At 63.2% G+C, this 22322-nt stretch carries 25 protein-coding genes, 1 tRNA gene and 2 pseudogenes; 10 read left to right on the top strand and 18 right to left on the bottom strand.

Features of this window, described 5'->3' with window-relative positions; genetic code table 11:
• Nucleotides 1–174: pseudogene (locus A9K71_RS31625) on the top strand (IS630 family transposase); the annotation flags it as partial.
• Nucleotides 175–186: 12 nt separating this feature from the next.
• On the opposite strand, the gene A9K71_RS18645 reads toward A9K71_RS31625, so the two are convergent.
• The 3 genes from A9K71_RS18645 to A9K71_RS18635 form a co-directional block, all read right to left on the bottom strand.
• Entirely contained in the window at nt 187–954 is a 768-nt protein-coding gene (locus tag A9K71_RS18645; RefSeq protein ID WP_066998946.1) for an RES family NAD+ phosphorylase, read from the bottom strand.
• Entirely contained in the window at nt 914–1291 is a 378-nt protein-coding gene (locus A9K71_RS18640; protein WP_066998964.1) for an antitoxin Xre/MbcA/ParS toxin-binding domain-containing protein, read from the bottom strand. Before A9K71_RS18640 ends, A9K71_RS18645 begins: the two co-directional genes overlap by 41 nt.
• Before the next feature lie 71 nt (nt 1292–1362).
• Entirely contained in the window at nt 1363–2433 is a 1071-nt protein-coding gene (locus A9K71_RS18635; RefSeq protein WP_066998943.1) for a diguanylate cyclase, read from the bottom strand.
• 300 nt (nt 2434–2733) lie between these two features.
• Here A9K71_RS18635 and A9K71_RS18630 point away from each other — a divergent pair, with 300 nt between their 5' ends.
• Both A9K71_RS18630 and A9K71_RS18625 read left to right on the top strand, forming a co-directional pair.
• Nucleotides 2734–3153 (top strand): GFA family protein, encoded by a 420-nt coding sequence (locus A9K71_RS18630; RefSeq protein WP_066998960.1) that lies wholly within the window; start codon nt 2734–2736, stop codon nt 3151–3153.
• A 77-nt stretch (nt 3154–3230) separates the two neighbouring features.
• Nucleotides 3231–3590 carry a diacylglycerol kinase gene (locus A9K71_RS18625; protein WP_066998940.1) on the top strand — a complete coding sequence of 120 codons (360 nt, stop codon included), beginning with the start codon at nt 3231–3233 and terminating at the stop codon, nt 3588–3590.
• Between the two features lie 23 nt (nt 3591–3613).
• Here A9K71_RS18625 and A9K71_RS18620 read toward each other — a convergent pair whose 3' ends face one another.
• The gene (locus A9K71_RS18620) at nt 3614–4222 is read right to left on the bottom strand and encodes a DedA family protein (protein WP_066998937.1); all 609 of its coding nucleotides are present in this window, start codon (nt 4220–4222) and stop codon (nt 3614–3616) included.
• Nucleotides 4222–4782, bottom strand: a complete 561-nt coding sequence (locus A9K71_RS18615; RefSeq protein WP_066998934.1) for a DUF1003 domain-containing protein — start codon at nt 4780–4782, stop codon at nt 4222–4224. Before A9K71_RS18615 ends, A9K71_RS18620 begins: the two co-directional genes overlap by 1 nt.
• 196 nt (nt 4783–4978) lie before the next feature.
• Between A9K71_RS18615 and A9K71_RS18610 the strand changes: the two are divergent.
• The 3 genes and pseudogenes from A9K71_RS18610 (at nt 4979) to A9K71_RS18600 (ending at nt 9698) form a co-directional block, all read left to right on the top strand.
• Nucleotides 4979–5699, top strand: a pseudogene (locus A9K71_RS18610) (DNA-3-methyladenine glycosylase I).
• A gap of 104 nt (nt 5700–5803) precedes the next feature.
• A complete protein-coding gene (locus A9K71_RS18605; protein WP_066998931.1) occupies nt 5804–7483 on the top strand; it encodes an NAD+ synthase in 1680 nt (559 codons plus the stop codon).
• Between the two features lie 409 nt (nt 7484–7892).
• A complete protein-coding gene (locus A9K71_RS18600) occupies nt 7893–9698 on the top strand; it encodes an ABC transporter ATP-binding protein (protein ID WP_066998928.1) in 1806 nt (601 codons plus the stop codon).
• A gap of 51 nt (nt 9699–9749) precedes the next feature.
• Here the strand turns inward: A9K71_RS18600 and A9K71_RS18595 are convergent, their stop codons facing one another.
• From A9K71_RS18595 to A9K71_RS18575, 5 genes are all read right to left on the bottom strand, one after another.
• Entirely contained in the window at nt 9750–10061 is a 312-nt protein-coding gene (locus A9K71_RS18595; protein WP_066998925.1) for a PilZ domain-containing protein, read from the bottom strand.
• Between the two features lie 115 nt (nt 10062–10176).
• Nucleotides 10177–10665: an NUDIX hydrolase gene (locus tag A9K71_RS18590; protein ID WP_066998922.1), complete on the bottom strand. Its 489-nt coding sequence runs from the start codon at nt 10663–10665 to the stop codon at nt 10177–10179.
• Nucleotides 10666–10884: 219 nt separating this feature from the next.
• Nucleotides 10885–11385, bottom strand: a complete 501-nt coding sequence (gpt, locus tag A9K71_RS18585; RefSeq protein ID WP_066998919.1) for a xanthine phosphoribosyltransferase — start codon at nt 11383–11385, stop codon at nt 10885–10887.
• Nucleotides 11386–11596: 211 nt separating this feature from the next.
• Nucleotides 11597–12430: a universal stress protein gene (locus A9K71_RS18580; protein ID WP_066998916.1), complete on the bottom strand. Its 834-nt coding sequence runs from the start codon at nt 12428–12430 to the stop codon at nt 11597–11599.
• Between the two features lie 102 nt (nt 12431–12532).
• Nucleotides 12533–13273, bottom strand: a complete 741-nt coding sequence (locus A9K71_RS18575) for a competence/damage-inducible protein A (RefSeq protein WP_066998913.1) — start codon at nt 13271–13273, stop codon at nt 12533–12535.
• Between the two features lie 127 nt (nt 13274–13400).
• Between A9K71_RS18575 and A9K71_RS18570 the strand changes: the two genes are divergently transcribed.
• Nucleotides 13401–14369, top strand: a complete 969-nt coding sequence (locus tag A9K71_RS18570) for an alpha/beta fold hydrolase (protein WP_066998909.1) — start codon at nt 13401–13403, stop codon at nt 14367–14369.
• A 309-nt stretch (nt 14370–14678) separates the two neighbouring features.
• Complete coding sequence (locus tag A9K71_RS32660; RefSeq protein ID WP_245299676.1) at nt 14679–14840, top strand: hypothetical protein; 162 nt, start codon at nt 14679–14681, stop codon at nt 14838–14840.
• Nucleotides 14841–14910: 70 nt separating this feature from the next.
• Here A9K71_RS32660 and A9K71_RS18560 read toward each other — a convergent pair whose 3' ends face one another.
• The 3 genes from A9K71_RS18560 to A9K71_RS18550 all read right to left on the bottom strand — a co-directional run bounded on the left by A9K71_RS18560 (nt 14911) and on the right by A9K71_RS18550 (nt 16655).
• Nucleotides 14911–15150: a DUF2188 domain-containing protein gene (locus A9K71_RS18560; RefSeq protein WP_066998906.1), complete on the bottom strand. Its 240-nt coding sequence runs from the start codon at nt 15148–15150 to the stop codon at nt 14911–14913.
• A 32-nt stretch (nt 15151–15182) separates the two neighbouring features.
• Entirely contained in the window at nt 15183–15461 is a 279-nt protein-coding gene (locus A9K71_RS18555) for a DUF982 domain-containing protein (RefSeq protein WP_066998903.1), read from the bottom strand.
• 90 nt (nt 15462–15551) lie between these two features.
• Complete coding sequence (locus A9K71_RS18550) at nt 15552–16655, bottom strand: NADH:flavin oxidoreductase/NADH oxidase (protein ID WP_066998900.1); 1104 nt, start codon at nt 16653–16655, stop codon at nt 15552–15554.
• A gap of 153 nt (nt 16656–16808) precedes the next feature.
• Between A9K71_RS18550 and A9K71_RS18545 the strand changes: the two genes are divergently transcribed.
• Complete coding sequence (locus A9K71_RS18545) at nt 16809–17387, top strand: NUDIX domain-containing protein (RefSeq protein ID WP_066998957.1); 579 nt, start codon at nt 16809–16811, stop codon at nt 17385–17387.
• A 100-nt stretch (nt 17388–17487) separates the two neighbouring features.
• Here A9K71_RS18545 and A9K71_RS18540 read toward each other — a convergent pair.
• The 4 genes from A9K71_RS18540 to A9K71_RS18525 form a co-directional block, all read right to left on the bottom strand.
• Nucleotides 17488–17576: transfer RNA gene (locus A9K71_RS18540), tRNA-Leu, on the bottom strand.
• Nucleotides 17577–17693: 117 nt separating this feature from the next.
• The gene (locus tag A9K71_RS18535) at nt 17694–17867 is read right to left on the bottom strand and encodes a hypothetical protein (RefSeq protein WP_156752709.1); all 174 of its coding nucleotides are present in this window, start codon (nt 17865–17867) and stop codon (nt 17694–17696) included.
• 246 nt (nt 17868–18113) lie between these two features.
• Complete coding sequence (locus tag A9K71_RS18530; RefSeq protein WP_066998895.1) at nt 18114–18782, bottom strand: outer membrane protein; 669 nt, start codon at nt 18780–18782, stop codon at nt 18114–18116.
• 90 nt (nt 18783–18872) lie between these two features.
• Entirely contained in the window at nt 18873–19085 is a 213-nt protein-coding gene (locus A9K71_RS18525) for a hypothetical protein (RefSeq protein WP_066998892.1), read from the bottom strand.
• A gap of 165 nt (nt 19086–19250) precedes the next feature.
• On the opposite strand from A9K71_RS18525, the gene ade reads away from it, so the two are divergent.
• Nucleotides 19251–21062 (top strand): adenine deaminase, encoded by a 1812-nt coding sequence (ade, locus tag A9K71_RS18520; protein ID WP_066998889.1) that lies wholly within the window; start codon nt 19251–19253, stop codon nt 21060–21062.
• A 59-nt stretch (nt 21063–21121) separates the two neighbouring features.
• Here the strand turns inward: ade and A9K71_RS18515 are convergent, their stop codons facing one another.
• Nucleotides 21122–22285: an alpha/beta hydrolase gene (locus A9K71_RS18515; RefSeq protein WP_066998884.1), complete on the bottom strand. Its 1164-nt coding sequence runs from the start codon at nt 22283–22285 to the stop codon at nt 21122–21124.
• Between the last annotated feature and the right edge of the window lie 37 nt (nt 22286–22322).

Below are 22322 nucleotides of genomic sequence, written 5' to 3'. Positions count from 1 at the left end.
AGTCCGGATCTCAACCCGATCGAAATGGCCTTCGCCAAGCTCAAGGCGCATCTGCGCGCAAAGGCCATCAGAACCATCGACGCTCTGTGGCAGGCCATCGGCGATATCTGCAATCTGTTCTCCTTAACAGAATGCAGAAACTACTTCACTGCCGCAGGCTATGGACTCACATGAAAATCCGCCGCTCTAGCGCCCGCGCTCCCAGCGCATGTTCGCCAGCCTCGGATCGACAAAGCTCGTCCTTGAGAATTCCAGCCGCCTGTCTGGAAATTCGCAGATTGCCTGGACCCCGAACGAGCCGATGCGGATGCGCCAGGTATGAGGCTCCAGCGGCTTGGCCTTGGCAAAACCGCTGCACGTCAAGAGCGCGATGTTAGCGCCCTTCGGATCGCGCGCCGAGCGGTAGCGGATGGCCTGCATCCCCGCCTCGCGCGCCACGTCGGCGATGGCCTGGCAGGCGGCATAGTCAGTCGGATCCGTCCAAGCCTTCTCGTCGCGGTCGAGCGGCGGCCGCGTGAGGTCGACGGCCTTCTCGCATCTGATCGCCGCGGCAAAGGCGGTATATTCGGCCGCGTCGTTCGGCCATTGCGTCTGCGGTGATTCCGCAAAGAACAGCAAGCGGTAGAAGGCCATTTCCGCCACTGCCGTCAGCACCGTCTCGGCGGCGTAGTAGACCCCCTTGGTCTTGCCGGCGCGGCGGAAGCGCGAGCCGTACGGATAAATCGAGCCGTAGCGGAAGGGCGTCGCCAGAAGATAGTGAAGATGGCGGCATTCCAGCGGGATCCGCGGCTTGCTTTCCTCGATGAGGTCTTCGAGCAGGCCCTGCTCGTCGAGCCTGTCGACGAGCTTCAGGGTCGAGACGCGATGCTGCGCCTCGACCATCCGCCAATATTTGCCTTCGAGCCTGACGGCCTCAGACGAGAGCGCGTCGGGAATCCAGGTAGGCAATGACATCGACAAGTCCGGCAATAGTCAGGATTTTTTCGAGCGGCGTGCCGTCGAGCGCCGTGTTCGGGTTCTTCAGCCATGCCCGGGCGACCGTCTCGTCGCCGCCGACGATGGCGTCGAGCGAGCGGAACAGCCGCACGAACAGCACCGCAAGCTCGAACGGCTTGGTGCCGCGCTCGAGCAGGAACTCCTGCTTGCGCATGCGCGAGACCGTCGCCTCAGAGACGCCGATGACCAGAGCAAGCGTTCGCGCCGTGATCTCGAGCAGGTCGGCCGCGCGAAGCGTGGCCTTGGTGATGACGGCATTTTCTGCCGCCGTCGCGGCAGCGACTGGACGTGGCATGAGCGCACCTTTCATTTCCGTGGAAAATATAGTCCACAGAAATTCATTTGGAAAGGATGTCCAATGTGCCCTCAGTCCTTCTTGTAGAGCAGCCAGCCCTTGCCGGCACGGCCGGCCATTGTGGAATGCCTGGTGACGCGGTTGCGGCCGCCGATCTTGGAGCGGTAGAGCGCGCGGTCGGCCTTGGTGTAGAGGTCTTCGGGGGTGTCGGCCTCGGAAGCCATGCAAATGCCCATCGAGACAGTCACCGTGCCATAGTTCATCCCGGTCTGGCTGCTGGTGAACGGCGTCTGTTCGATCAGCACGCGGATGCGCTCGGCGATTTCGTAGGTGGTGTCCTCGCTGGCGCCTTCGACGATCAGCGCGAACTCCTCGCCGCCGGTGCGCGCGACGAACATGTCGGCACGGATGCTGGACTGCAAGATTTCGGCGATGATCTGGATGATCTTGTCGCCGACCGGATGGCCGTACCGGTCGTTGATGTCCTTGAAGCGATCGATGTCGGCAAGGATGAGCGCGTTGAAGAGGATACCGCGGTTGCTGTTGTAGATGCGCGTGATTTCCTTGTCGAAGGCGCGGCGATTCCAGATCTGCGTCAGCGGATCGGTATTGGCGAGCCGCTTGTATTCCTCCAACTTCGATTTGACGCTCTCGAGCTCGGCCGTCTTTTCGCTGAGCGTGCTCGCGATCTGGCGGTTGTGATCCAGCGTCGAGCTGGTGGCGGCAGACATCGCGCCGGCGATCTTTTGCAGCAGATCCTGGGAAAGCAGGCTGCGATTGCTCAGGCCGCTCGACGTCTCGTCGAGGATGCGGCCGTACTTTTCGATATGGCTGCGCTCGCTGCGCAGCAGCGCGGCGACGTCCTCAAGCTCCTTGGCGACCACCTCGCGGGCGTGTTCGACGATCGCAGGCCCGTGGTGCTGCGGGAAGAAGGTGCGCCCGATGCGATCGAGATCCTCTTGCGTCGGCCGGTTGCTCAACGAGACGACAGCGAGGCTGAGCTCGTGATTGCTGCCGCTCAGCGCTTCATAGAAGATTTCGTAGTTGCGCGGCAGGCCGAGCAGGCCGAGCTGGCGCATGGTCGCCACAACGGTGCTGGCGATGTCGCCATTTCTGTCGCTCGGGACGGCTGCCGGCTGCATAGTCTGTTCACTACCCCCTTCAGTGCGCGACCGGAGACCTGCGGGGATCGAATCAGAATTGCGATGTTAGGCCGCGTCCCCAACACGACCATCGCCTGCAGGAACCATAAATGCAGCTGCGCTAAAGTTTCCTTAATGGCGGGCGTTTCCAGACCGTTTTTGCTGCTTCAGGTTGCACTGCGGTGCAGGCGCAGCTTTTGAAACGCGCCGCTTCGGTGTCGCATTTGCCTGCGCCGGACGAGCGCAAAACTGGAATCTTGTCCGGCGCGCTCGAGGTGAATGGCGTTGAAGGAGGCCGGGATGGGCGAAAATCACACTGGATCGTGCCTGTGCGGAGCGGTGCGCTTCACGACGAGAGGAGCGCTGCGCGGAGTGGTCTATTGCCACTGCTCGCAGTGCCGCAAGCAAACCGGCCATTTCGTTGCAGCGACTTCTTCGAGGGACGCCGACATCGACATCGAGGGGGCCGACGCGCTTGCTTGGTACGGCGCGTCCGACATTGCGAAACGCGGCTTTTGCCGCAGCTGCGGCTCGGTGCTGTTCTGGAAGCACAACGAGCTCGACACGATCTCCATCATGGCCGGCTCGTTCGACAAGCCGACCGGGCTTTCGGCCGAAAGCCACATCTTCGTCGGCGACAAGGGCGACTATTATGCAATCGACGACGGCCTGCCGCAGTTCGACAAGTCGACGCCGTCGATAAAGGTCGCGATCGAGTGACTTTTGGGCCGCCTGCCTTATTCCCTTGACCCGGCTGTTGCGATATCCCCTCACGGTGATTCGAAACGGGGCTGGGCATGCAGCGGCTGATCGACGCTTTCATCAATTCGGTGCGGGCTTTCCGCAAGCTGGCTGCTCACGAAAAGGCGTTCCAGCAGGAGTTGATGCTGCTTGCGTTCGCTCTGCCGGCCGGCTGGTTCATCTCGGTATCCTGGCGCGGCTACGCCTTGCTGATCGGCGCGGTTCTGCTGATGATCCTGGTCGAGGTGCTCAACACAGGCATCGAGGCGGCGTGCGACGCGATCTCCCGCGAGTTCCACATCGACATCCAACTCGCCAAGGATTGCGGCTCGCTGGCGGTGCTGATTTCGATCGTGATCGCGGGCGCCGTGTGGGGCATTGCCATCGTCGAGCGCATCCTCGAGGCGCCGATCTGACCGGGAGGAACGGATCCGACAGCTTAGGATTCGGCCTGATCCTCTTTTGCGTCCTTTGCGCGCTCCCTTCCGGCAAAGTGGTGGGCAACCAGCCCGGCCAGGACGGCTACAGCGATGCCGATGGCGAGGGCGACGAACACGCGCTCATGGCGGGCAAATGCCTGGCCGACCATGCGCTCCGCCCCCAGCCCGAAGACATAGCCGAGGGTGCCGAAGAGGGCTGCCCAGACCGCCGACGAGATGGCGTTCAGGATGACGAAGCGCGGCACCGACACGGTCGACAGCCCTGCGGCGATGCCGCCGACAAGCCGCATTCCGTAGACGTAGCGGTTCGTCAGCACGAAGATGTTGGGATGGGTGTTGAGCAGCCGGTAGGCGCGGCGAAAACCCGGCCGCCTTCGCAGCCTGACGACATAGGGATGATCGGCAAAGCTGCGGCCGAGGGTGAAGAAAGCCGTGTCGCCGGCGAAGGCGCCGAGAAACGCGGCCAGGAAAGCCTGCCAGAGCACGAATATGTGCTGATGGGCGAAAAAGCCGCCGAGGATGGCAGCGCTTTCGCCCTCGGCGACGCAGCCGAGGAAGACCGCGATCAGCCCGTATTGCTCGATGAGACGATGGATGGCCTCGGTCATCAGCCCGCCGACCGCGCCGACAGCTTCTCGTCGATCCGCCTGATCTGCTCGGCCATGCGCAGGATCTCGTCGCGCATGCCGATAAGCTCACTGTGGCGCAGTTCGTCGAGCTTCTCATGCAGCGCCATGATCTCGATCTCGGCCTTCAGGTTGACCTCGTAGTCATGGGCGGCGTCGATGCGGTCACGCTCGGTCTGGCGGTTCTGCGACATCATGATCACCGGGGCTTGCAGGGCGGCGACCATCGAGAGCACGAGGTTGAGGAAGATGAAGGGGTAGGGATCGAAGGCGTTCCGCGACAGGAGCCAGACATTGCCGAAGGTCCACAGCACCAGAAAGGCGATGAAGCCCAGAATGAAGGACCATGAGCCGCCGATACGGGCGATCGTGTCGGCAACGCGATCGCCATAGCTCTGATGAAAGGCGACAGCCTTGTTGGTGTCCCTGGTGATGGTGGTGCGTTCCAGCGTCGACTTCAGCACGCGGCTCTCGAGAGGAGAGAGACCGTCCGGCTTTCGCTTCAGCCAGCGGTTCGACAGATCCTCGACCGTCTTGTTCATCGTCCTCTCCGTCGTCAGGCCCGCGTTCCAAGAATCCGGATGGTAACCGCTGCGCGTTTTTCCTGAGATTGCTGACTTATCTCACGCAATTCCGGACGGAAAACCGCTGCGCACTTTTCCTGGAATTGCTTATAGAGGTAGAGGCTACCGAGCCTGACGGGAAGTGATAGATTGGTCGGAACAGGCGAGGGCGGAAATGGCCGACTTCCAGCAAATTCGTGCCCGGGCGGCAAAACGCAAGGGCGGTGAAGAGGCGCTGGCGTCGCTGCTCGGACCCATGCCCGACAACACTGCCGTGGCGAAAGTTCATGACGACCGCATCCTCTCCACCATGGCCGAGCGCATCTTTGCCGCCGGTTTCGTCTGGCGTGTGATCGAGCAGAAATGGGCCTGGTTTCGAGGAGGCGTTCCTTGGCTTCGAGCCGAAGCGGCTCCTGTTCCAGCCGGACGACTTCTGGCACGAGCTGGCGTCCGACAAGCGCATCGTGCGCAACCCGCAAAAGATCAAATCCGTGCGCGACAACGCGGCTTTCGTCGACCGCGTCTCGAAGGAACATGGCGGCTTCGGCAAGTTCCTGGCCGACTGGCCGGCCGACGACCAGGTCGGGCTGACCGCCTATCTCGGCAAGCATGGCAGCCGGCTCGGCGGCAACACCGGCCAGGATTTTCTGCGCTGGCTGGAGTGGGACACCTTCATTGTTTCCGCCGACATGGCGGCGACGCTGCGCGACGCCGGTCTCGACATCGCCGAAAGCCCGACTTCGAAGCGGGATCTCGACAAGATCCAGGCGCAGATCAACCGATGGTCCGCGGCGACCGGGCTGCCGCGCCGGCACATCTCGCGCATTCTGGCGATGTCGATCGGCGAGAACCATTCGCCGGAGACGCTGCGCGAATACATGGGCGAGCAGGCCTGATCGCCTCCGGCTGAGGCGGGACATGACCGGCATTCGCCGGCCAGTCCTGGGTGGCACAAGCAATCGCCATTGCCCGGCGATTGCCGCCACGCTAAATCCAATTCATGACCCAGACCGCTCCCGACCTACTGCGCATTGCCGTCGCCCAGCTCAACCCGACCGTCGGCGACGTCGCCGGCAATCTCGCCAAGGCGCGCGAGGCAAGGGCGGATGCGGCCCGCCAGGGCGCCGATCTGGTGCTCTACACGGAGCTCTTCCTCGCCGGCTATCCGCCGGAAGACCTGGTGCTGAAGCCGGCCTTCCCGAATGCTTGCGAAAAGGCGGCGCAGGATTTCGCCGCCGACACCGCCGATGGCGGTCCTGGCGTCATCATCGGCACGCCGCTGAAGCGCCGGACCGGCACGCATAACTCCATCGTCTTCGCCGATCGCGGCAAGATCATCGCCGAGCGCTACAAGCTCGACCTGCCGAACTATGGCGAGTTCGACGAGAAGCGCGTTTTCCAGGCCGGGCCGGAGCTGCAAGGGCCGGTGAATTTTCGCGGGGTGCGCATCGGTGTCCCGATCTGCGAGGACATCTGGGGCGACATCGCCGTCTGCGAGACGCTGGCCGAGAGCGGCGCCGAGATCCTGCTTGTGCCGAACGGCTCGCCCTACTACCGCGCCAAGATCGACGTCCGCCACCAGGTGGTGATCCGTCAGGTCATCGAATGCGGATTGCCGATGATCTACGCCAATCAGCTTGGTGGCCAAGACGAACTCATCTTCGACGGCGCCTCCTTCGCCATCGGCGCGGACAAGACGCTTGCCTTCCAGATGAGCCAGTTCGAGGAAGCGGTCGACGTCACCACCTGGAAGCGAAGGGATGGCATCTGGGTCTGTTCCGAAGGCCCAATGTCGAAGATTCCGGAGCGGGAGGAGGCCGACTACCGGGCCTGCATGCTGGGCCTGCGCGACTACGTGAACAAGAACGGCTTCAAGAACGTGGTGCTCGGCCTCTCCGGCGGCATCGACTCCGCGATCTGCGCTGCACTGGCGGTCGACGCGCTTGGCGAGGAGCGGCTGCGCACCGTCATGATGCCCTATCGCTATACCTCGAAGGACTCGCTGAAGGACGCCGAGGATTGCGCCCGCGCGCTCGGCTGCCGTTACGACATCGTGCCGATCTCCGAGCCGGTCGAAGGTTTCCGGCATGCGCTGACCCAGCTCTTCGAGGGCACTCAGGAAGGTATCACCGAGGAAAACCTGCAGAGCCGTGCGCGCGGCACGATCCTGATGGCGATCTCGAACAAGTTCGGTTCGATGGTCGTCACCACCGGCAACAAGAGTGAGATGTCGGTCGGCTACGCCACTCTCTATGGCGACATGAATGGCGGCTTCAACCCGATCAAGGACCTCTACAAGATGCAGGTCTATGCGCTGGCGCGCTGGCGCAACGCGCATGTGCCGCCGGGGGCGCTCGGCCCATCGGGCGAGGTCATTCCGAAGAACATCATCGATAAGGCGCCGTCGGCGGAGCTGCGCGAAAACCAGACCGACCAGGATTCGCTGCCGCCTTACCCGGTGCTGGACGACATTCTCGAATGCCTGGTCGAGCACGAGATGGGCGTCGACGACATCGTCGCGCGCGGCCACGACCGGGCGACGGTGACGCGCGTCGAGCATCTGCTCTACATTGCTGAGTACAAGCGCCGGCAGGCGGCCCCAGGCGTAAAGATCACGAAGAAGAATTTCGGCCGCGACCGCCGCTACCCGATCACCAATAGGTTCCGGGATCGCAGCTAGTCCGCTGAAACGCAAAGCTGTTCGCCTGAACCGGCGCTCTTGGCAGCGCAACCCACCATTGTTGCAAAATCGTCTCAGTGGCCGGTCAAGACGCCCTCCTGGCGCCGCCCTGCCTTGGCGAGATGGTGAGCCGCCTCTATAAAAGCGCTTCCGCGATTCCCTTTCGGGAGGACCGTATGGCAGGATTTGACATCGTTATGCGAGGCCGCGAAGCCTAGATCTGCACCGGCCGTCCGAACTCCGTTCGGAAGGCCAGCCGCAGGCAGGCATCTGGCTCCTGCCGGTCGCCACCGAGGGCGCGCGACCAGCCATACTGAACCTCCCCGTTTTAAGGGCGCCATAAGGCGCCGGCGCGGGTTTTCCAATTTGATTTTAGCGGGACCGGGCCTCTCTGCGCCCGGATGACATCATGGCTCGTTTCAGAATAGATCTGCGCGCCAGCGCCTTTCGCAGCGTGCTCGGCTTCACGCTCGGCCACTGGCGCCGCCAGCCGTGGCGCCTGTCGCTCATCATGGGCGCATTCCTGCTCTCGACGCTGGCCGACGTGCTGACGCCGCTCTATTCCGGCCGGCTGGTCGACGCGGTCGCCAGCAGCGCCGGCGCCGACGAGGTTGCGTGGCACGCCGCAATGACGGCGTTCTCCATCCTCATGGCGCTGGCGTTGGCGGCTGTGGTGCTGCGCAACGCCGCCTTCATGGGGATTGTCGAACTGACGTTGAAGATGATGTCGGACATCGCCGCCGACGCGTTCCACCGCGTCCAGCGCTTCTCGACGGACTGGCACGCCAACAGCTTCGCCGGCTCGACGGTGCGCAAGATAACGCGTGGCATGTGGGCGCTCGACCTGCTCAACGACACGATCCTGATCGCGCTGCTGCCGTCGTTCGTCATGCTGGTCGGCTCGACGCTGCTGCTCGGCTGGTTCTGGCCGATGATGGGGTTGGTGGTCGCGATCGGCTCGGTGCTGTTCATCGCCGTCACCGCCATGCTGTCGCTTGGCTACGTCGCGCCGGCGGCACGCCTCGCCAACAGCTGGGATACACGCCTCGGCGGCGCGCTGGCCGACGCGGTGAGCTGCAATGCCGTGGTCAAGGGTTTTGGCGCCGAGGCGCGCGAGGAAGCGCGGCTTGCCCGCGTGGTCGCCAAATGGCGTCTGCGAACGGGCCGTACCTGGGTGCGCGGCACGTTCAACGGCACCGCGCAAGGCACGATGCTGCTCTTGATGAGGGCGGCCGTGATCGGCCTTGCGCTCATGCTTTGGGCGTGGGGCGAGGCGAGTGCCGGCGACATCGCCTTCGTTCTGACGTCGTTCTTTGTCCTGCAGGGCTATCTGCGCGATATCGGCACGCATATCCGCAACCTGCAGCGCTCGATCAACGACATGGAGGAATTGGTCGACTTCCAGTCTGAACCGCTCGGCATCGAGGACCGGCCCGGTGCCGCTCCGATCCGGATCACCGACGGCCGTATTGCGTTCGACAAGGTGACGTTCCATTACGGCAATCACCGGCTGCCGCTCTATCGCGACTTCTCGGTCGAGATCGCCGCGGGTGAACGCGTCGGGCTGGTCGGTCATTCGGGATCGGGCAAGACGACCTTCGTCAAGCTGATCCAGCGCCTCTATGACGTGAACGGGGGCCGGATCCTGATCGACGGCCAGGACGTCTCGAGGGTTGCGCAATCATCTTTGCGCAGCCAGATCGCCATCGTGCAGCAGGAGCCGATCCTGTTTCACCGGTCGCTGGCCGAGAACATCGCCTATGCCAGGCCGGGCGCAACGCAGGCCGAGATCGAGCATGCCGCGAAGCTCGCCAGCGCGCACGACTTCATGGCCGATCTGCCCAAGGGTTACGGAACCCTGGTCGGCGAGCGCGGCGTGAAACTGTCGGGCGGCGAGCGCCAGCGCGTGGCGATCGCGCGCGCCTTCCTGGCCGATGCGCGCATCCTGATCCTGGACGAGGCGACATCGAGCCTGGATTCCGAATCGGAGGTGCTCATCCAGAAGGCGATGGAGCGGCTGATGGTCGGGCGCACGACATTGGTCATCGCACACCGGCTTTCGACCGTGCGGGCACTCGACCGGCTGCTGGTTTTCGACCGCGGCCGCATCATCGAGGAAGGCTCGCATGACGAGCTTATCCGGCTGAACGGTGGTATCTACCGTCGGCTGTTCGAGCGCCAGGCGCTCGAACTCACCAAAGGCCTGGTCGCCTGAGGAAAGGCCTCCGGCTTCGGCCGGGTGCCTTCCCGCCTTGCGGACCGACCGTCAGCCGTAGTGCAACTTGGGCTTGGCCTCGGTACCGGTGAACTTGACGCCCACGCGGTCGTTGCGTCGCCAGCGGACTTCCGCGCGATAAGCCACGCCATCGAGCGGGACGTAGAGCAGGAAACGATCGGGAACGCGTGATTCCGGTGCGACTTTCAGCTCGGCGCCACCGGCATTCTGATTGCGCAACGTGCAACTGACCTCGGAATTCTGGATACCGGTGATGATCGTCCCGCCCTTCAGCACGCGCTGGCGGTGCTCGCGCCGGTGTTCGCCGGAGTTTTCTTCAAGTGGTTGCGCGGAGTTCGTCATCGATCGACGCCATTAGCCGAATCGGCACTGCATTAACCACACAAAGCACCGATGTTCGCGCACCGCAACGTGCGGCATGCTCGTCGGGTCACATATGCGTTATTTGAGCGATGACTCAGGCGAATCTATGCGGATCGGCGCAGAAATAGGCAATGATCTGGCAAAGATCGGGCTCGTTGACCATGCCGGCGGCCTCGGCGGAGCCGACCCATTTGCGGGTGCGGGCGCGCTTTTCCTTCCAGCGGTCCGCGACGCGGTCGACCTTGAGCGGGAACACCAGGACCTCGCAAGGCACCTCCTCGCCGGATGCCAGGACCTTGCCGTAGAAATAGCGGCCGGCTTCGAGATGCGAGACCGTGCCGTGCAACCCCGCTTCCTCGCCCGCTTCGCGCGCGGCAGCTACGCAAAGCGGCTCCCTGGCTTCCGGCCAGCCTTTCGGCAGCACCCAGCGCCCGGTATCGCGGCTGGTGATCAGCATGATCTCGACGCCGTTTTCGTTCTCGCGCCAAGGCAGGGCCGCAACCTGCAGGCGGCAGGGCACTGCGCCGAAGAGTCGTCGGACTCTTTCGGCAATCTGGTTGTGCGTCGTTGGCCTCGTCAACATCGTAGAAGCTGCCCCGAGCCCCTAGAATCATTTGCCATCAAACGAATCTTACGACGTATTGTGGACGATAAAAGTAAAAAACTTCACTCGGGTTGGTTAACCCGGCCAGGGCCAGGCAATCGAGAAACATCGCCCCGTGAGCCTTCTCCCCGAGAGCCTTTTCTATGCGGCAAACAGTGATTTGGGCGGGCGCTGGACGGAAACAGCAGCTTCCAACGATCAGCCGGCGTGATCGTCGGCAATCGGCTTCTGATAGGTGAAACCCATGTCCCACGGGAAGTAGATCCAGGTGTCCTGGCTGACCTCGGTGACGAATGTATCGACCAGAGGCCTGCCCTTCGGCTTGGCATAGACGGTGGCGAAATGCGCCTTCGGCATCATGGCGCGCACGATACCGGCCGTCTTGCCGGTATCGGTGAGGTCGTCGATGATGAGCACCCCCGCGCCGTCATCGGCAAGAAGCGAAGGCGAGATCTCCTTCAGCACCTGCAACTGACCCTGGCTGGTGTAGTCGTGATAGGAGGCGACGCAGACCGTTTCGATGACGCGGATGCCAAGCTCGCGCGAAATGATCGCGGCGGGCACCAGGCCTCCTCGGGTGATGCAGACGATCGCCTTCCACTGGCCTTTGTTGGTGCCGGAAAGCCGCCAGGCGAGCGCGCGGGCATCGCGGTGGAACTGGTCCCAGGAGACCGGAAAGGCTTTTTCGGGAAGGGACATGGTTCGTGCACTCCGCAAGCGCGCGCCGCAGCGCGCAGATACGATGGAATGCAGCCGGAATTAGCCGGAAAGCGCCGGCCTTGGCAAGGTGGCAGCCAGGGATGGCTGTGTACTTATACCGCGTCGCGCTGTTCAGGCGACGCGCTGCAAGTTCCTATTTGGTACATGTCCTTGTCCCCCCGAACCCGATTCCCACTTCGCGGAGACAGGCTTATCTCGACAGGAAGGCTGCCACGTTTGCCGTGCGCAGCACGGTGCGGGTGACGCCGCCGAACAGGAGCTGTCGCAGCCAGGAGTGGCTGTAGGCGCCGAGTACCAGCAGATCGGCGCCGGATTCGGCGATCCTCTCCTGGATGATGTCGTCGACCGAGCTTGCCCCCGATTTCTGCACGGAAACGCTGACATTGGCGCCGTGGCGTGACAAGGCAGCCGCGATCTCGGCGCCCGCCGCCTCGGGAGCCTCGTCGAGCGTTTCCGGCGGATCGATGACGAGAATGTCAGTCTTGTCCGCCTCGCTGATGAAGGGCAGGGCATCGAATGCTGCACGAGCCGCCTCCTTACTGCCGTTCCAGGCCAGCAGCACACGCCTGAAGGTGGTGACGAGCGGCCCGGCATGCGGAACGACAAGCACCGGCCGGCCGGCATCGTAGACCAGGGTATCGACATCGGCGCCCGGATCGCCCCCGATGTCGCGCTGCGCGGCGATAATCAGGTCAGCCGCCCGCACGCTCGAAATGCCGGTCAGCGCGCTGTCGCCGGAGAAGCTTTCGAGGCTCCGCCACTCGAAGGACAGGTCGGAATCCTCGACGCGCCTGAGAAAGACCGCCTGCAGCTTCTCGGCGCGCTCCTTGTTCATCTCGGCCGAGACCTGCAGGAATTCGGTGTCGGGGAAACCGGTTGCCGACGTATAGGGGACGGGAAGCGCTTCGGCGTGGATGCCGACGAGGTGGCTTTCGAACCGCTCGGCAAGCGGGATGGCGCAATCGAGCACGCGCTCGGCGTCCTGTTCGTTCTGCAGAATGGCGACGATCGTCTTGAAGCGCATGGCAGATCCCTCAAATTTATCGGCGCAAGATCGCCACCGGCATCAATGGCCGCAACGAAAGTGCCGTGCCAGAAACGTCGGCGCGCGCCTTCTGGTTCCGGGTCAGCTCGCGGCCGACAGGCCCGCCACCATGGCCGCAACGTCTTGGCGCGCGGCCTCGAGAGCCGCTTCGTCGCGGGCACGTACCACGAGCTCGGTCCAGAATTTGCCCTCGCCATATTTCGGGTAGGAGCCGATAATGGTGTCGGGATGCGCTTTTTGGATGTCGGCCAGCGGTCCGCCGATCAGGCCTTCGCCGAACGGGCAGTGCACGGTTGCCGACAGCATCTTGATGCCGGTCTTCAGCGTCGGCACGACATTGTCGAGCATCGCCTGGAAGATCGACGGCACACCGGCCATCACGTGAACGTTGCCGATACGGAAGCCTGGCGCGATCGACACCGGATTATCGATGTGGTCGGCGCCGCGCGGCATGCGCGCCATGCGCTTGCGCGCCTCGGTGAATTCGATACCGCGCTCGGCATAGCTTGCCTCCAACATGGCGTAAGCCCTGGCATCGTATTCGCAAGGCACGCCGAAGGCCTTGGCTATCGAATCGGCGGTGATGTCGTCATGCGTGGGGCCGATGCCGCCGGTGGTGAAGACATAAGTGTAGCGGGCGCGCAGCGCGTTGGCGGCGGCGACAATCTCGTCCTCCTCGTCGGGAACGATGCGCACTTCCTTCAGGTCGATGCCGATCGCGGTCATGATATCGGCGAGATGGCCGATATTCTTGTCCTTGGTCCTGCCGGAGAGGATCTCGTCGCCGATGACGAGCATGGCCGCGGTGACGATTTCGGGCATGGCTCACTCCGGCTGCAGGTGGCCTGAAATAACGCGGCGGACAGCCGGCCGCAATGCGCACGCGAGGCGGGGCTCTTGTGGCAGACACGGTTGCGAGTAAGGTGCGTCGGTACGGCTCGGGTGCAAGATGCTGATATCGATTTTGCCGTGGCTGATCGGTGGCCTGCTCGTTGCGGCGGCCGCCGTCGTGCTCGGCTTCATGCTCGCAACATGGTGGATCGCGACCAAGGCCGAGAGGCTGGTACCGGCGTGCGGCAAGTTCATCGAGATCGGCGGCAGCCGCATCCACTATGTCGAAGCAGGCGAGGGCAGGCCGATCGTGTTCCTGCACGGGCTCGGCGCGCAACTCCACCATTTCCGGCACACGCTGTTCGGCCGCTTCGGCGCCGGCTACCGGCTAATCGCTCTCGACCGGCCGGGCTCGGGATACTCGGTGCGGGCGGGCGGGGCGAGCGGCCGTCTGCCCGAACAGGCGGAAGTGGTGCGGCGCTTCATCGAGGAGCTTGGGCTCGAACGGCCTTTGATCGTCGGTCATTCGCTGGGCGGCGCCATCGCGCTTGCACTTGCGATCGAGCATCCGACGGCGATTTCCGGCATCGCGCTCATCGCGCCGCTAACGCATCTGGAGGCGAGGGTGCGCCAGAAATTCGACCTGCTCTACGTTCCCTCGCGCCTGAAGCGCTGGATCTTGGCCCATACTTTAGCGATACCGTACAGCCTGAAATATGCGGAGCCGACGATGAAGTTCATCTTTGCGCCGCAAGCCGTGCCGGGGGACTACATGATCGCCGGAGGTGGTTGGCTCGGGTTGCGGCCCGCCCATTTCCAGGCGACCTCCACCGATATCGTGGCGGTGGAAGAGGATCTCGGCCGCCTCGAACAGCGCTATGGCGAGATCCTGATGCCGGCCGGCATTCTGTTCGGCGCGGATGACCGGGTGATCGGCATCGCGGCTCATGGCGAACCGATGCCGGGCAGGATCAGAGAGCTCGATTTCGAACGCGTCCAAGGGCTCGGGCACATGCCGCAATTCGTGGAACCGGAACGCGTCGTGGCCTTCATCGAGCGCATCGCCGCGCGCGCATTCCCAGCGTGAGGATCCCGTTCGGTCAAAGGCCGAGAGGGATCGCGTCCGTCCACGAACCGTCACGCAAAAGTGTCGGACATTCCGCCTCACCTACACTTTCAACGGGAACTTCGGCTCCAACCCTCGGTTTTAATCCGTGTCGGCTGGCGAATTTCCGGCCAGCAAGAATGCGGCAAATCACCAGATGGAGTACCAATTATGCTTACGAAGATTTTTGCAGCCTCGGCGCTTGTCCTGGCCATGGGCACCTCGGCTATGGCATAATCGTCGGACGCTTGGTGGTGGTGGCATCGTGATCGCCCGGTCCATAGCGAGCAAGTGCCGGTTGATCCCTACACCACGGGCAGCATTTATTCCGATCGCGACGCCGGCGCGCTAAACAGCTTCGGCAACGGTGCCGTCGGCCCATGCGCCTCGGATACGGCCGGCCCCGACGCGAATGCCGGCCCGAACGTCAACGACCAGTATTGCGGCAAGTAGTCCGTTCGCCAGCGAGCGACCGACGTGAAGCTTTTACAGCGTCGGTCGCAGCAAGGTCGGGCGACGGAAACTATTCTGAGACTTCGGTCTGCGGCCGGTCGCGGCCATCGGCCAGTTCGTCATGCCAGACACCCTCGGAATCCTCATACTGGATGCCATCCGTGGTGCCGGCGACCTGCTGCTCGGCCGAAGCAATTTCAGCCGCGCGCAGCGCGTCCTGGCGGGTGGGAAATGTTTCTGAAAAAGTCGAGCCGACCATGTAGGCCCAGCCGCCGTCATGCTCGACGATCTTGTAGGTCAGTTTCGCCATGGAATCCTCCGGTCGAGAAGCCCTTTGCCTGCTCAATGCAGCTTTCCGTCGGACAGCCTTTCTTCGGGAACCAGCACTTCAGATTCCTCGGCTGCCTCGATCAGCGCGCGGCGCGCGTCCGCCGTCGAACGATACCCCTCCAGCGCTTTCAGGCAAGTATCGAGAGCATCACGATGCCGCTGGCCGCGATTGAGCGGCCACACGGTCATCAGGCACTCGGCCGCTTCGCGGGTGCTGCTTATTTGGCGATATTTGCCGACATGGCCGAGTTCGACCACCACCGGCTTCTCAAATGGCTTGCTGTCTGTCATGGCCGCCAACGTAAAACGGCCAATTTGGTTGCAATGGTGGCGGAAGGCTGCGCCCAAAGGTCTCAGCCCATCGTCACCTGTGCAAGCCGTTCAGCCCGCCGCTTTCATCCAGTGCTGCATCGTCGTGACCGAGCGCGCCAGCTGCGGCGCCGGACGGATTTCCTCGCCGAACGTCGCCGCCGCGCGCCAGCCCCAGCGCGGATCGGCAAGGAAGGCGCGAGCCAGAGCCACCATGTCGGCGCGGCCGTCGGCCACGATCGCCTCGGCCTGCTCTGGATCGTCGATCAGGCCGACGGCGCGCGTCGGAATGCCGGCGCCCTTGCGCACAGCCTCGGCCAGATGCACCTGGTAGCCGGGGCCGCTGGGCAGCTTCTGCAACGGCGAATTGCCGCCGCTGGAACAGCACAGATAGGCGACGCCTTCCGCCTTCAGCGCATTGGCCACTTCGATTGCCTCCTCGATCTCGAAGCCGCCGTCGACCCATTCCTTCACCGAAAGGCGGGCCCCCAGCATCAGGCCCGGCGCTGCCTTCTTCACCGCCCTGGCGATCTCCACGGCGAAGCGCATGCGGTTTTCCAGCGAGCCACCCCAGCGGTCGGTGCGCTGGTTGGAAAGCGGCGACAGGAACTGGAAGATCAGATAGCCGTGAGCGGCGTGCAGCTCGATGAAGTCGAAGCCGGCGCGCTCGGCCCGCTTGGCCGCGTCGGCGAAATGTTGGATGACTTGCCGGATCTCTTCCTCGTCCAATGCGTGCGGTATATTCCACCCTGTGTCATAGGCGATGGCCGAAGCCGAAACGGTCTGCCAGGGATCCTCGCCCGCTTGCAGGGGGCCGCCGCCTTCCCAAGGCCGCCTGTTGGATGCCTTGCGGCCGGCATGGGCGAGCTGGACGCCGAATTTGGTGCCGGGCGCGGCGACGCGCCTGGCCGCATCGAGCGTGCGCTTGGCCGCCGCCTCGTTGTCATCGGAGTAGAGGCCAAGGCAGCCATGCGAGATGCGGCCGCGCCGCTCGACGTCGGTCATCTCGACGGTCACCATGCCGGCGCCGGACATGGCCAGGTTCATCCAGTGGTGCAGATGCCAGTCGCTGGCGGAACCGTCCTCGGCCGAATACTGGCACATCGGCGCCACCGCAATACGGTTTGGAAAGGTCAGGCCGCCGAGGGTGATCGGCTGGAAAAGCGATGATGTCATGGAAACGGCTCCTGGGAGAGATATTGCTATCTAGGCAGCCGCGGCACTTCGCGCCAGACAACAGCCGGTGAAAGTCACGCTGGACCAGTCGGTTTCCAGGATTGCGCCCGCGCCTGTTCGCCGATAACGCTTGCCGACAGCATGGAGCCCATCATGGAAGATCGCGTCCGCATCCAGTCTGAAGAAATCCTGTCCGACGATTGGGCGGTGCTCAAGAAGACGGTGCTCGACTATCGCCGCCGCGATGGGCGCTGGGAGACGCAGATCCGCCAGACCTACGATCGCGGCGACGGCGCGGTGATCCTGCCTTTCGATCCGCAGCGCTCGACGGTGCTGCTGGTGCGGCAGTTCCGCTATCCGGCCTATGTCACTGGCCATCGCGAGCCGCTGATCGAGGCCTGTGCCGGTCTGCTCGACGAAAACGATCCGGAAACCTGCATCCGCAAGGAAGCGGAAGAGGAACTCGGCTATTATTTGAAGAACGTTGAGCGGCTGTTCGCGCCCTATATGAGCCCCGGCAGCGTGACCGAACGGCTCTGGTTCTTTACCGCGCGCTATTCGCCGGCCGACCGTATCTCCGACGGCGGCGGAGCTCCGGAAGAGGGCGAAGACATCGAGGTGCTGGAAATGCCGCTCGACGAGGCGCTGGCCGGCATCGCCGACGGCCGTATCGTCGACGCCAAGACCATCATTTTGATCCAGCACCTGAAGCTCAATCCGATCAACGGTTGAGTGGCCTGCCACCCGAAGCGAGGAGCGAAGGGTGGTGCGGACGACGGGAATCGAACCCGTACGATCAGAGATCGAGGGATTTTAAGTCCCTTTGACGAGTTGGTGTGGGCGACGGGATTTGAACCCGTAAGTGCTTGAAACACCGGCAGATTTTAAGTCTGCTGCGTATACCAGTTCCGCCACGCCCACTCCCACATGGTGGGGTTTTACCACCGATCTCCCACGAAAAATCCCACACGATTGCCAGAGTTCATGTGTGGCTCGCGGCGCACCGATTAGCACTAGGGTAAGTGAAGCGCTAGCTACTTACCCTGGGAGCCGTTCGGTCGGTGTTATCACTTTAGCAACCACGGCCTCGTGAAAGAACACCGCCGCGCCGGCAAGGGCGACGGTCACAAATAGCAGCATATAGGCTCGAGCGATCTTCGGTTCCGATGCGCGCCGCCACTTCTTCCCGTCGAACAGGTCGTAGCGTTCCACTAGGAAGATCGCCAAACCGAGTGAGACAACCACCGCTACCATCATTATCATTATGGGATTCCTCAGCGCCTAGAGGCGCAGCCACGTGGGCGTTTGTTGAGGCGTACCTTGTGCAAGGACCATTGTGGAGCGGCTGGGTTAGCACGCGCGCTGACATGCTCGACAAATCCCTTTGGCATGAAGTTCCGCCAATCGGGATTTTCCTTGAAGGATACGGTTGGATTTTCCGCGTAGCTGCTCCGCAAATCAGAATTTGTAGCTGAAGTTTACGCCCAGGGTATGGAGCTTCAGGTCCTGATCACGATCGGAGAAGTCGTCCGGGACGTCGAAATGCTCCTTGCCGAAATCGTAGTAACGGTATTGGGCGCCGACGACGATGTTGCTGCTCAGCGCATAGTCGACCCCGGCGCCGATCGTCCAGCCGGTGCCGGTGCGTGTCCTGGCGAAGCCGCTGCCGCCGACATCTTGCGAGGTCTCGATACCGGCGAAGGCGACGCCCCCGACGCCATAGATCAGCCAGCGATCGACCGCCAAGCCGGCTTCGGCATTGATCGATCCCAGCCATTTGACCTCGGTGCCGACGGCATTGCCAGGGTCGAGCAAGGCCGAACCGTCGATCGAGGCATAGTTGAGCTCAGCGCGCGCGCCGATCACCGCCTGATTGAACTGCCAGAGGCCGGCGACATGGCCGCCGACGAAGCCGCCGTCGACATCGGGAGAAGCGGCGAACGGCTCGCCTTCCGTGCCGGAGATGTCAGATGAGCCCCAGCCATAGCCGGCCTGCAGGCCGGCATAATAGCCTGTCCAATCGAAGCCCGGCGCAGTCATGGGCAGGTCGGCGATCGCGTCCGCGGCCAAGGCCGGCCCGGACAGCAGGGCGAAAAAGCCGGCACTGGCAAGTGTCAGGCGACCCATCGAGCGCTCCGAAATGGCGGTTTCGAAAACTTCTCGGTGCAACCTAGCGTTATTCGCCCGAAAACGGAATTGTATTCCTGCAACAGTGGTTTACTTCGGCGGATTGCGCACGCGATCTTCCAGGTCACGCTGTTTCTCGTCGGACTTGGCCATTCGTGTGAAAGCATATTCGGCTAGTGACGAGCCGGCGATGAAGATGGCGATTGGGGCGGCCCATGCCCAGAATGAATGCAAGGTGAAGAAGGCCAGGCCGGCGCAACATGCCGACAGCATGAAGATTGCGAACCGGATCGTTTTTGCCATCTCTTCTGCAACCCGAATAGCCGGAGATCCAGTCTAGGCGAGATTTCGCCCTGCTGCGGGAGAGAATCTGTCGGGAACCGGATTCCTGCCTTAAGAACAAAGCAGTTTTGCCAACTGGTCAAAACCGCGCCAGCTTGGCACAGTTGGGCAAACAGGAGTTTCTTCATGGCGAGCCGCACCAATCCGACGAAACCCAAGCCCTGGACCGAAGTGGCGACGCAACTGGTCGACGTCGCGATGGCGCGCCGGGCTGCCGATCTCGTGATCCGCAACGGACGCTGGGTGAATGTCCATTCGGGCGAGATCATTCCGGGCACCGACATCGCCGTCGCGGCCGGACGTTTCGCCTATTGCGGGCCGAATGCCGGCCATACGATCGGGCAGGGGACCAAGGTGGTCGATGCGGGCGGCCGCTATCTGGTGCCTGGCCTCTGCGACGCGCACATGCACGTCGAAAGCGGCATGGTCACGGTGACGGAATTCTGCCGCGCCGTGATCCCGCACGGCACCACCTCGATGTTCATCGATCCGCACGAGATCGCCAATGTTCTGGGCCTGCCGGGCGTTCGGCTGATGCATGACGAGGCGGTCGCGATGCCGATCAACGTCCATGTGCAGATGCCGTCCTGCGTGCCTTCGGCGCCGGGCCTGGAGCATGCCGGCGCGGAGCTTACGGTCGCAGACGTCGCCGAGGCGATGACCTGGGAGAACATCATCGGCCTTGGCGAAGTGATGAATTTCCCGGGAGTCGCCGCCAACGATCCGGTAATGTCGGGCGAGATCGTCGAGACGGTGAAGGCCGGCAAAACCGTCGGCGGCCACTATGCCTCGCGCGATCTCGGGTTGCCGTTCCACGGCTATGTCGCCGGCGGCGCCGAGGATGACCATGAGGGCACGCGCGCCGAGGATGCGATCGCCCGCGTGCGCCAGGGCATAAAGGCGATGCTGAGGCTGGGGTCCGCCTGGTACGACGTCGCTGCGCAGATCAAGGCGGTCACCGAAGGCGGCATCGACCCGCGCAACTTCATCCTGTGCACCGACGACAGCCATTCCGGCACGCTGGTGCACGAAGGCCATATGGATCGTGTGGTGCGGCACGCCATCAGCCAGGGCCTGAAGCCGGTGACGGCGATCCAGATGGCGACGCTCAACACCGCCCAGCATTTCAGGCTGGAGCGCGAGATCGGCTCGATCGCGCCGGGGCGGCTGGCGGATCTTTTGATCGTCTCCGATCTTGCCCAGATGACGATAGACGAGGTCTATGGCCGCGGCGTCAGGCTGGCGAAAGCCGGCAAGCTCGAAATCGACATTCCGGCCTATGATTATCCCGGGACGGCGAAAAACACGGTCAACCTCGGCAAAAGGCTCAAGGCCTCTGACTTTGACATCGCCGCGCCACAGGGTGCCAACGAGGTGCGGGCGCGGGTGATCGGCGTTATCGAGAACCAGGCGCCGACCAGAGCGCTCGAGGCCGACCTGCCCGTCGAGGACGGGCTGGTCGCCATGGATCGCCGCAACGACATTTGCCAGATCGCCCTGGTCGAACGCCACAGGGGCACGGGCGGCGTCACCAACGCCTTCGTGTCGGGGTTCGGCTATATGGAAGACTGCGCGATGGCCTCGAGCGTGGCGCATGATGCGCACCACATCATCGCCGTCGGAACCAACAAGGAGGACATGGCTTTAGCCGTGAACCGACTGGGCGAGGTCGGCGGCGGCGTCGTGCTCTACTCCAAGGGCAAGGAACTGGCGCTCGTCGAAATGCCGATCGCAGGGCTGATGTCGGACGAGCGCGCGGAGATCGTCGCGGCCAAGGCCGAGCAGTTGACGGAAGCGATGCGCAAGGTCGGCTGTTCGCTCAACAACGCCTACATGCAGCATTCGCTGCTGGCGCTGGTCGTCATCCCGGAACTCAGGATTTCCGATGTCGGCCTTGTCGACGTGACGTCGTTCCAGAAGGTCGATCTGTTCGTCTAGCATCGCCGATGTTGGGGTGAGGCCGGCCTGACCCGCACCTCGACACGCCTAACCGGTGCTCAGCCGCCGGTGGCGATCGTCAGCACCCTGAACGGCGTGGTGATGACCACCTCGGCGACCGAGCCGACCGCCTTGCCGAGACCCTGGCCGATATTGTTGAGCTGCGTTGGATCCGGCTCGTCGGAGGCAAGACCGGCAGGCGTGCGCAGTCGATTGCCGAGCAACTGCACCAGGATCGGATTGTCGGCGAATTTGGCATGGTTTAACCGGTCTCCGCCCTTCGTTTGGGTCAGATCGACCACCGTCACGCCGTAGTTGGCGAGATCTGCCGCGTTGTCGTAATCGCCGACGCGCGGCTTTTCGCCAGAGATGAAGCTGGACAGCTTGAGCGCCCGGTCGTCGCCCGAGAGAAGGATGGCGAAAGGCTTGTCGGGCTTGCCGTAGCGGATCATCTGCTTCTTGAAAACATCGACGTCGATGTCAGGCGAGGCGAGGATGACGTAGCCGAGCTTGCCGTTGAGATCGCGGTCGCCGGTGATGGCGAGCTGGCGCAAAGCTTCCATCGTCAGCCAAGTCCCCATCGAATGGGCAATGATGTCAATGCTTTTGGCGCGGGACTTGGCAAGCATCCTCAGTGTCGCTTCCAGGTCGTCGCGCGCGGCGGTGGAGCTGTCCTTGTCATAAATGTAGCCGGTCGTCTTGCCGCTCGACGCCCACGAGAACAGCACCGGTGTGCCCGGATAATTCGTGTCGTGCGCGATCTGCGTCAGGCGGTAAACGCCATCGTCGAAGCCGTTGTTGAAGCCGTGCACGAAGACCAGGGCGCGGTCGCCGCGTATGGCAATATCTGTGCCGACCGCCTTCGCGAATTGCGAAGCGTCCCCATAGTGGACGACATCGGTGGCGGTGAACTGCCTGGCCGGAATGCTGTCGGCCGAACCCTTGGCGCGCTCGATCGCCCCAAGCTGGTGGATCCTTGGAACCGTGACGTCGACACGCGCGTAGCTGGTGGTCAGCGAACGGTCGCCGTCGAAAACCTGCCGCGGGTCCTTGGTCGCCTGCTGCCGGGTCGTGGCGACGAAGATCTCATGCTTGGCCGCAATTTCGGATGCAGGCGCGGTAACGGCCTTCCGATTGAGCAGACCATGCGCGTTCTGCCCGGCGCAGCCCGTCAGGGCGAGCGTGAAGGCAAGGCCAAGGACGATCTTCCAACGCACGATCACCCGGGATCCCCCAAGGGCGGCAAACCTCTCGGGCTCC

This window comes from Mesorhizobium sp. WSM3873, assembly GCF_001672445.1.
Lineage (GTDB): Bacteria > Pseudomonadota > Alphaproteobacteria > Rhizobiales > Rhizobiaceae > Mesorhizobium.
This window is presented reverse-complemented; position numbering and strand designations above follow the sequence as displayed.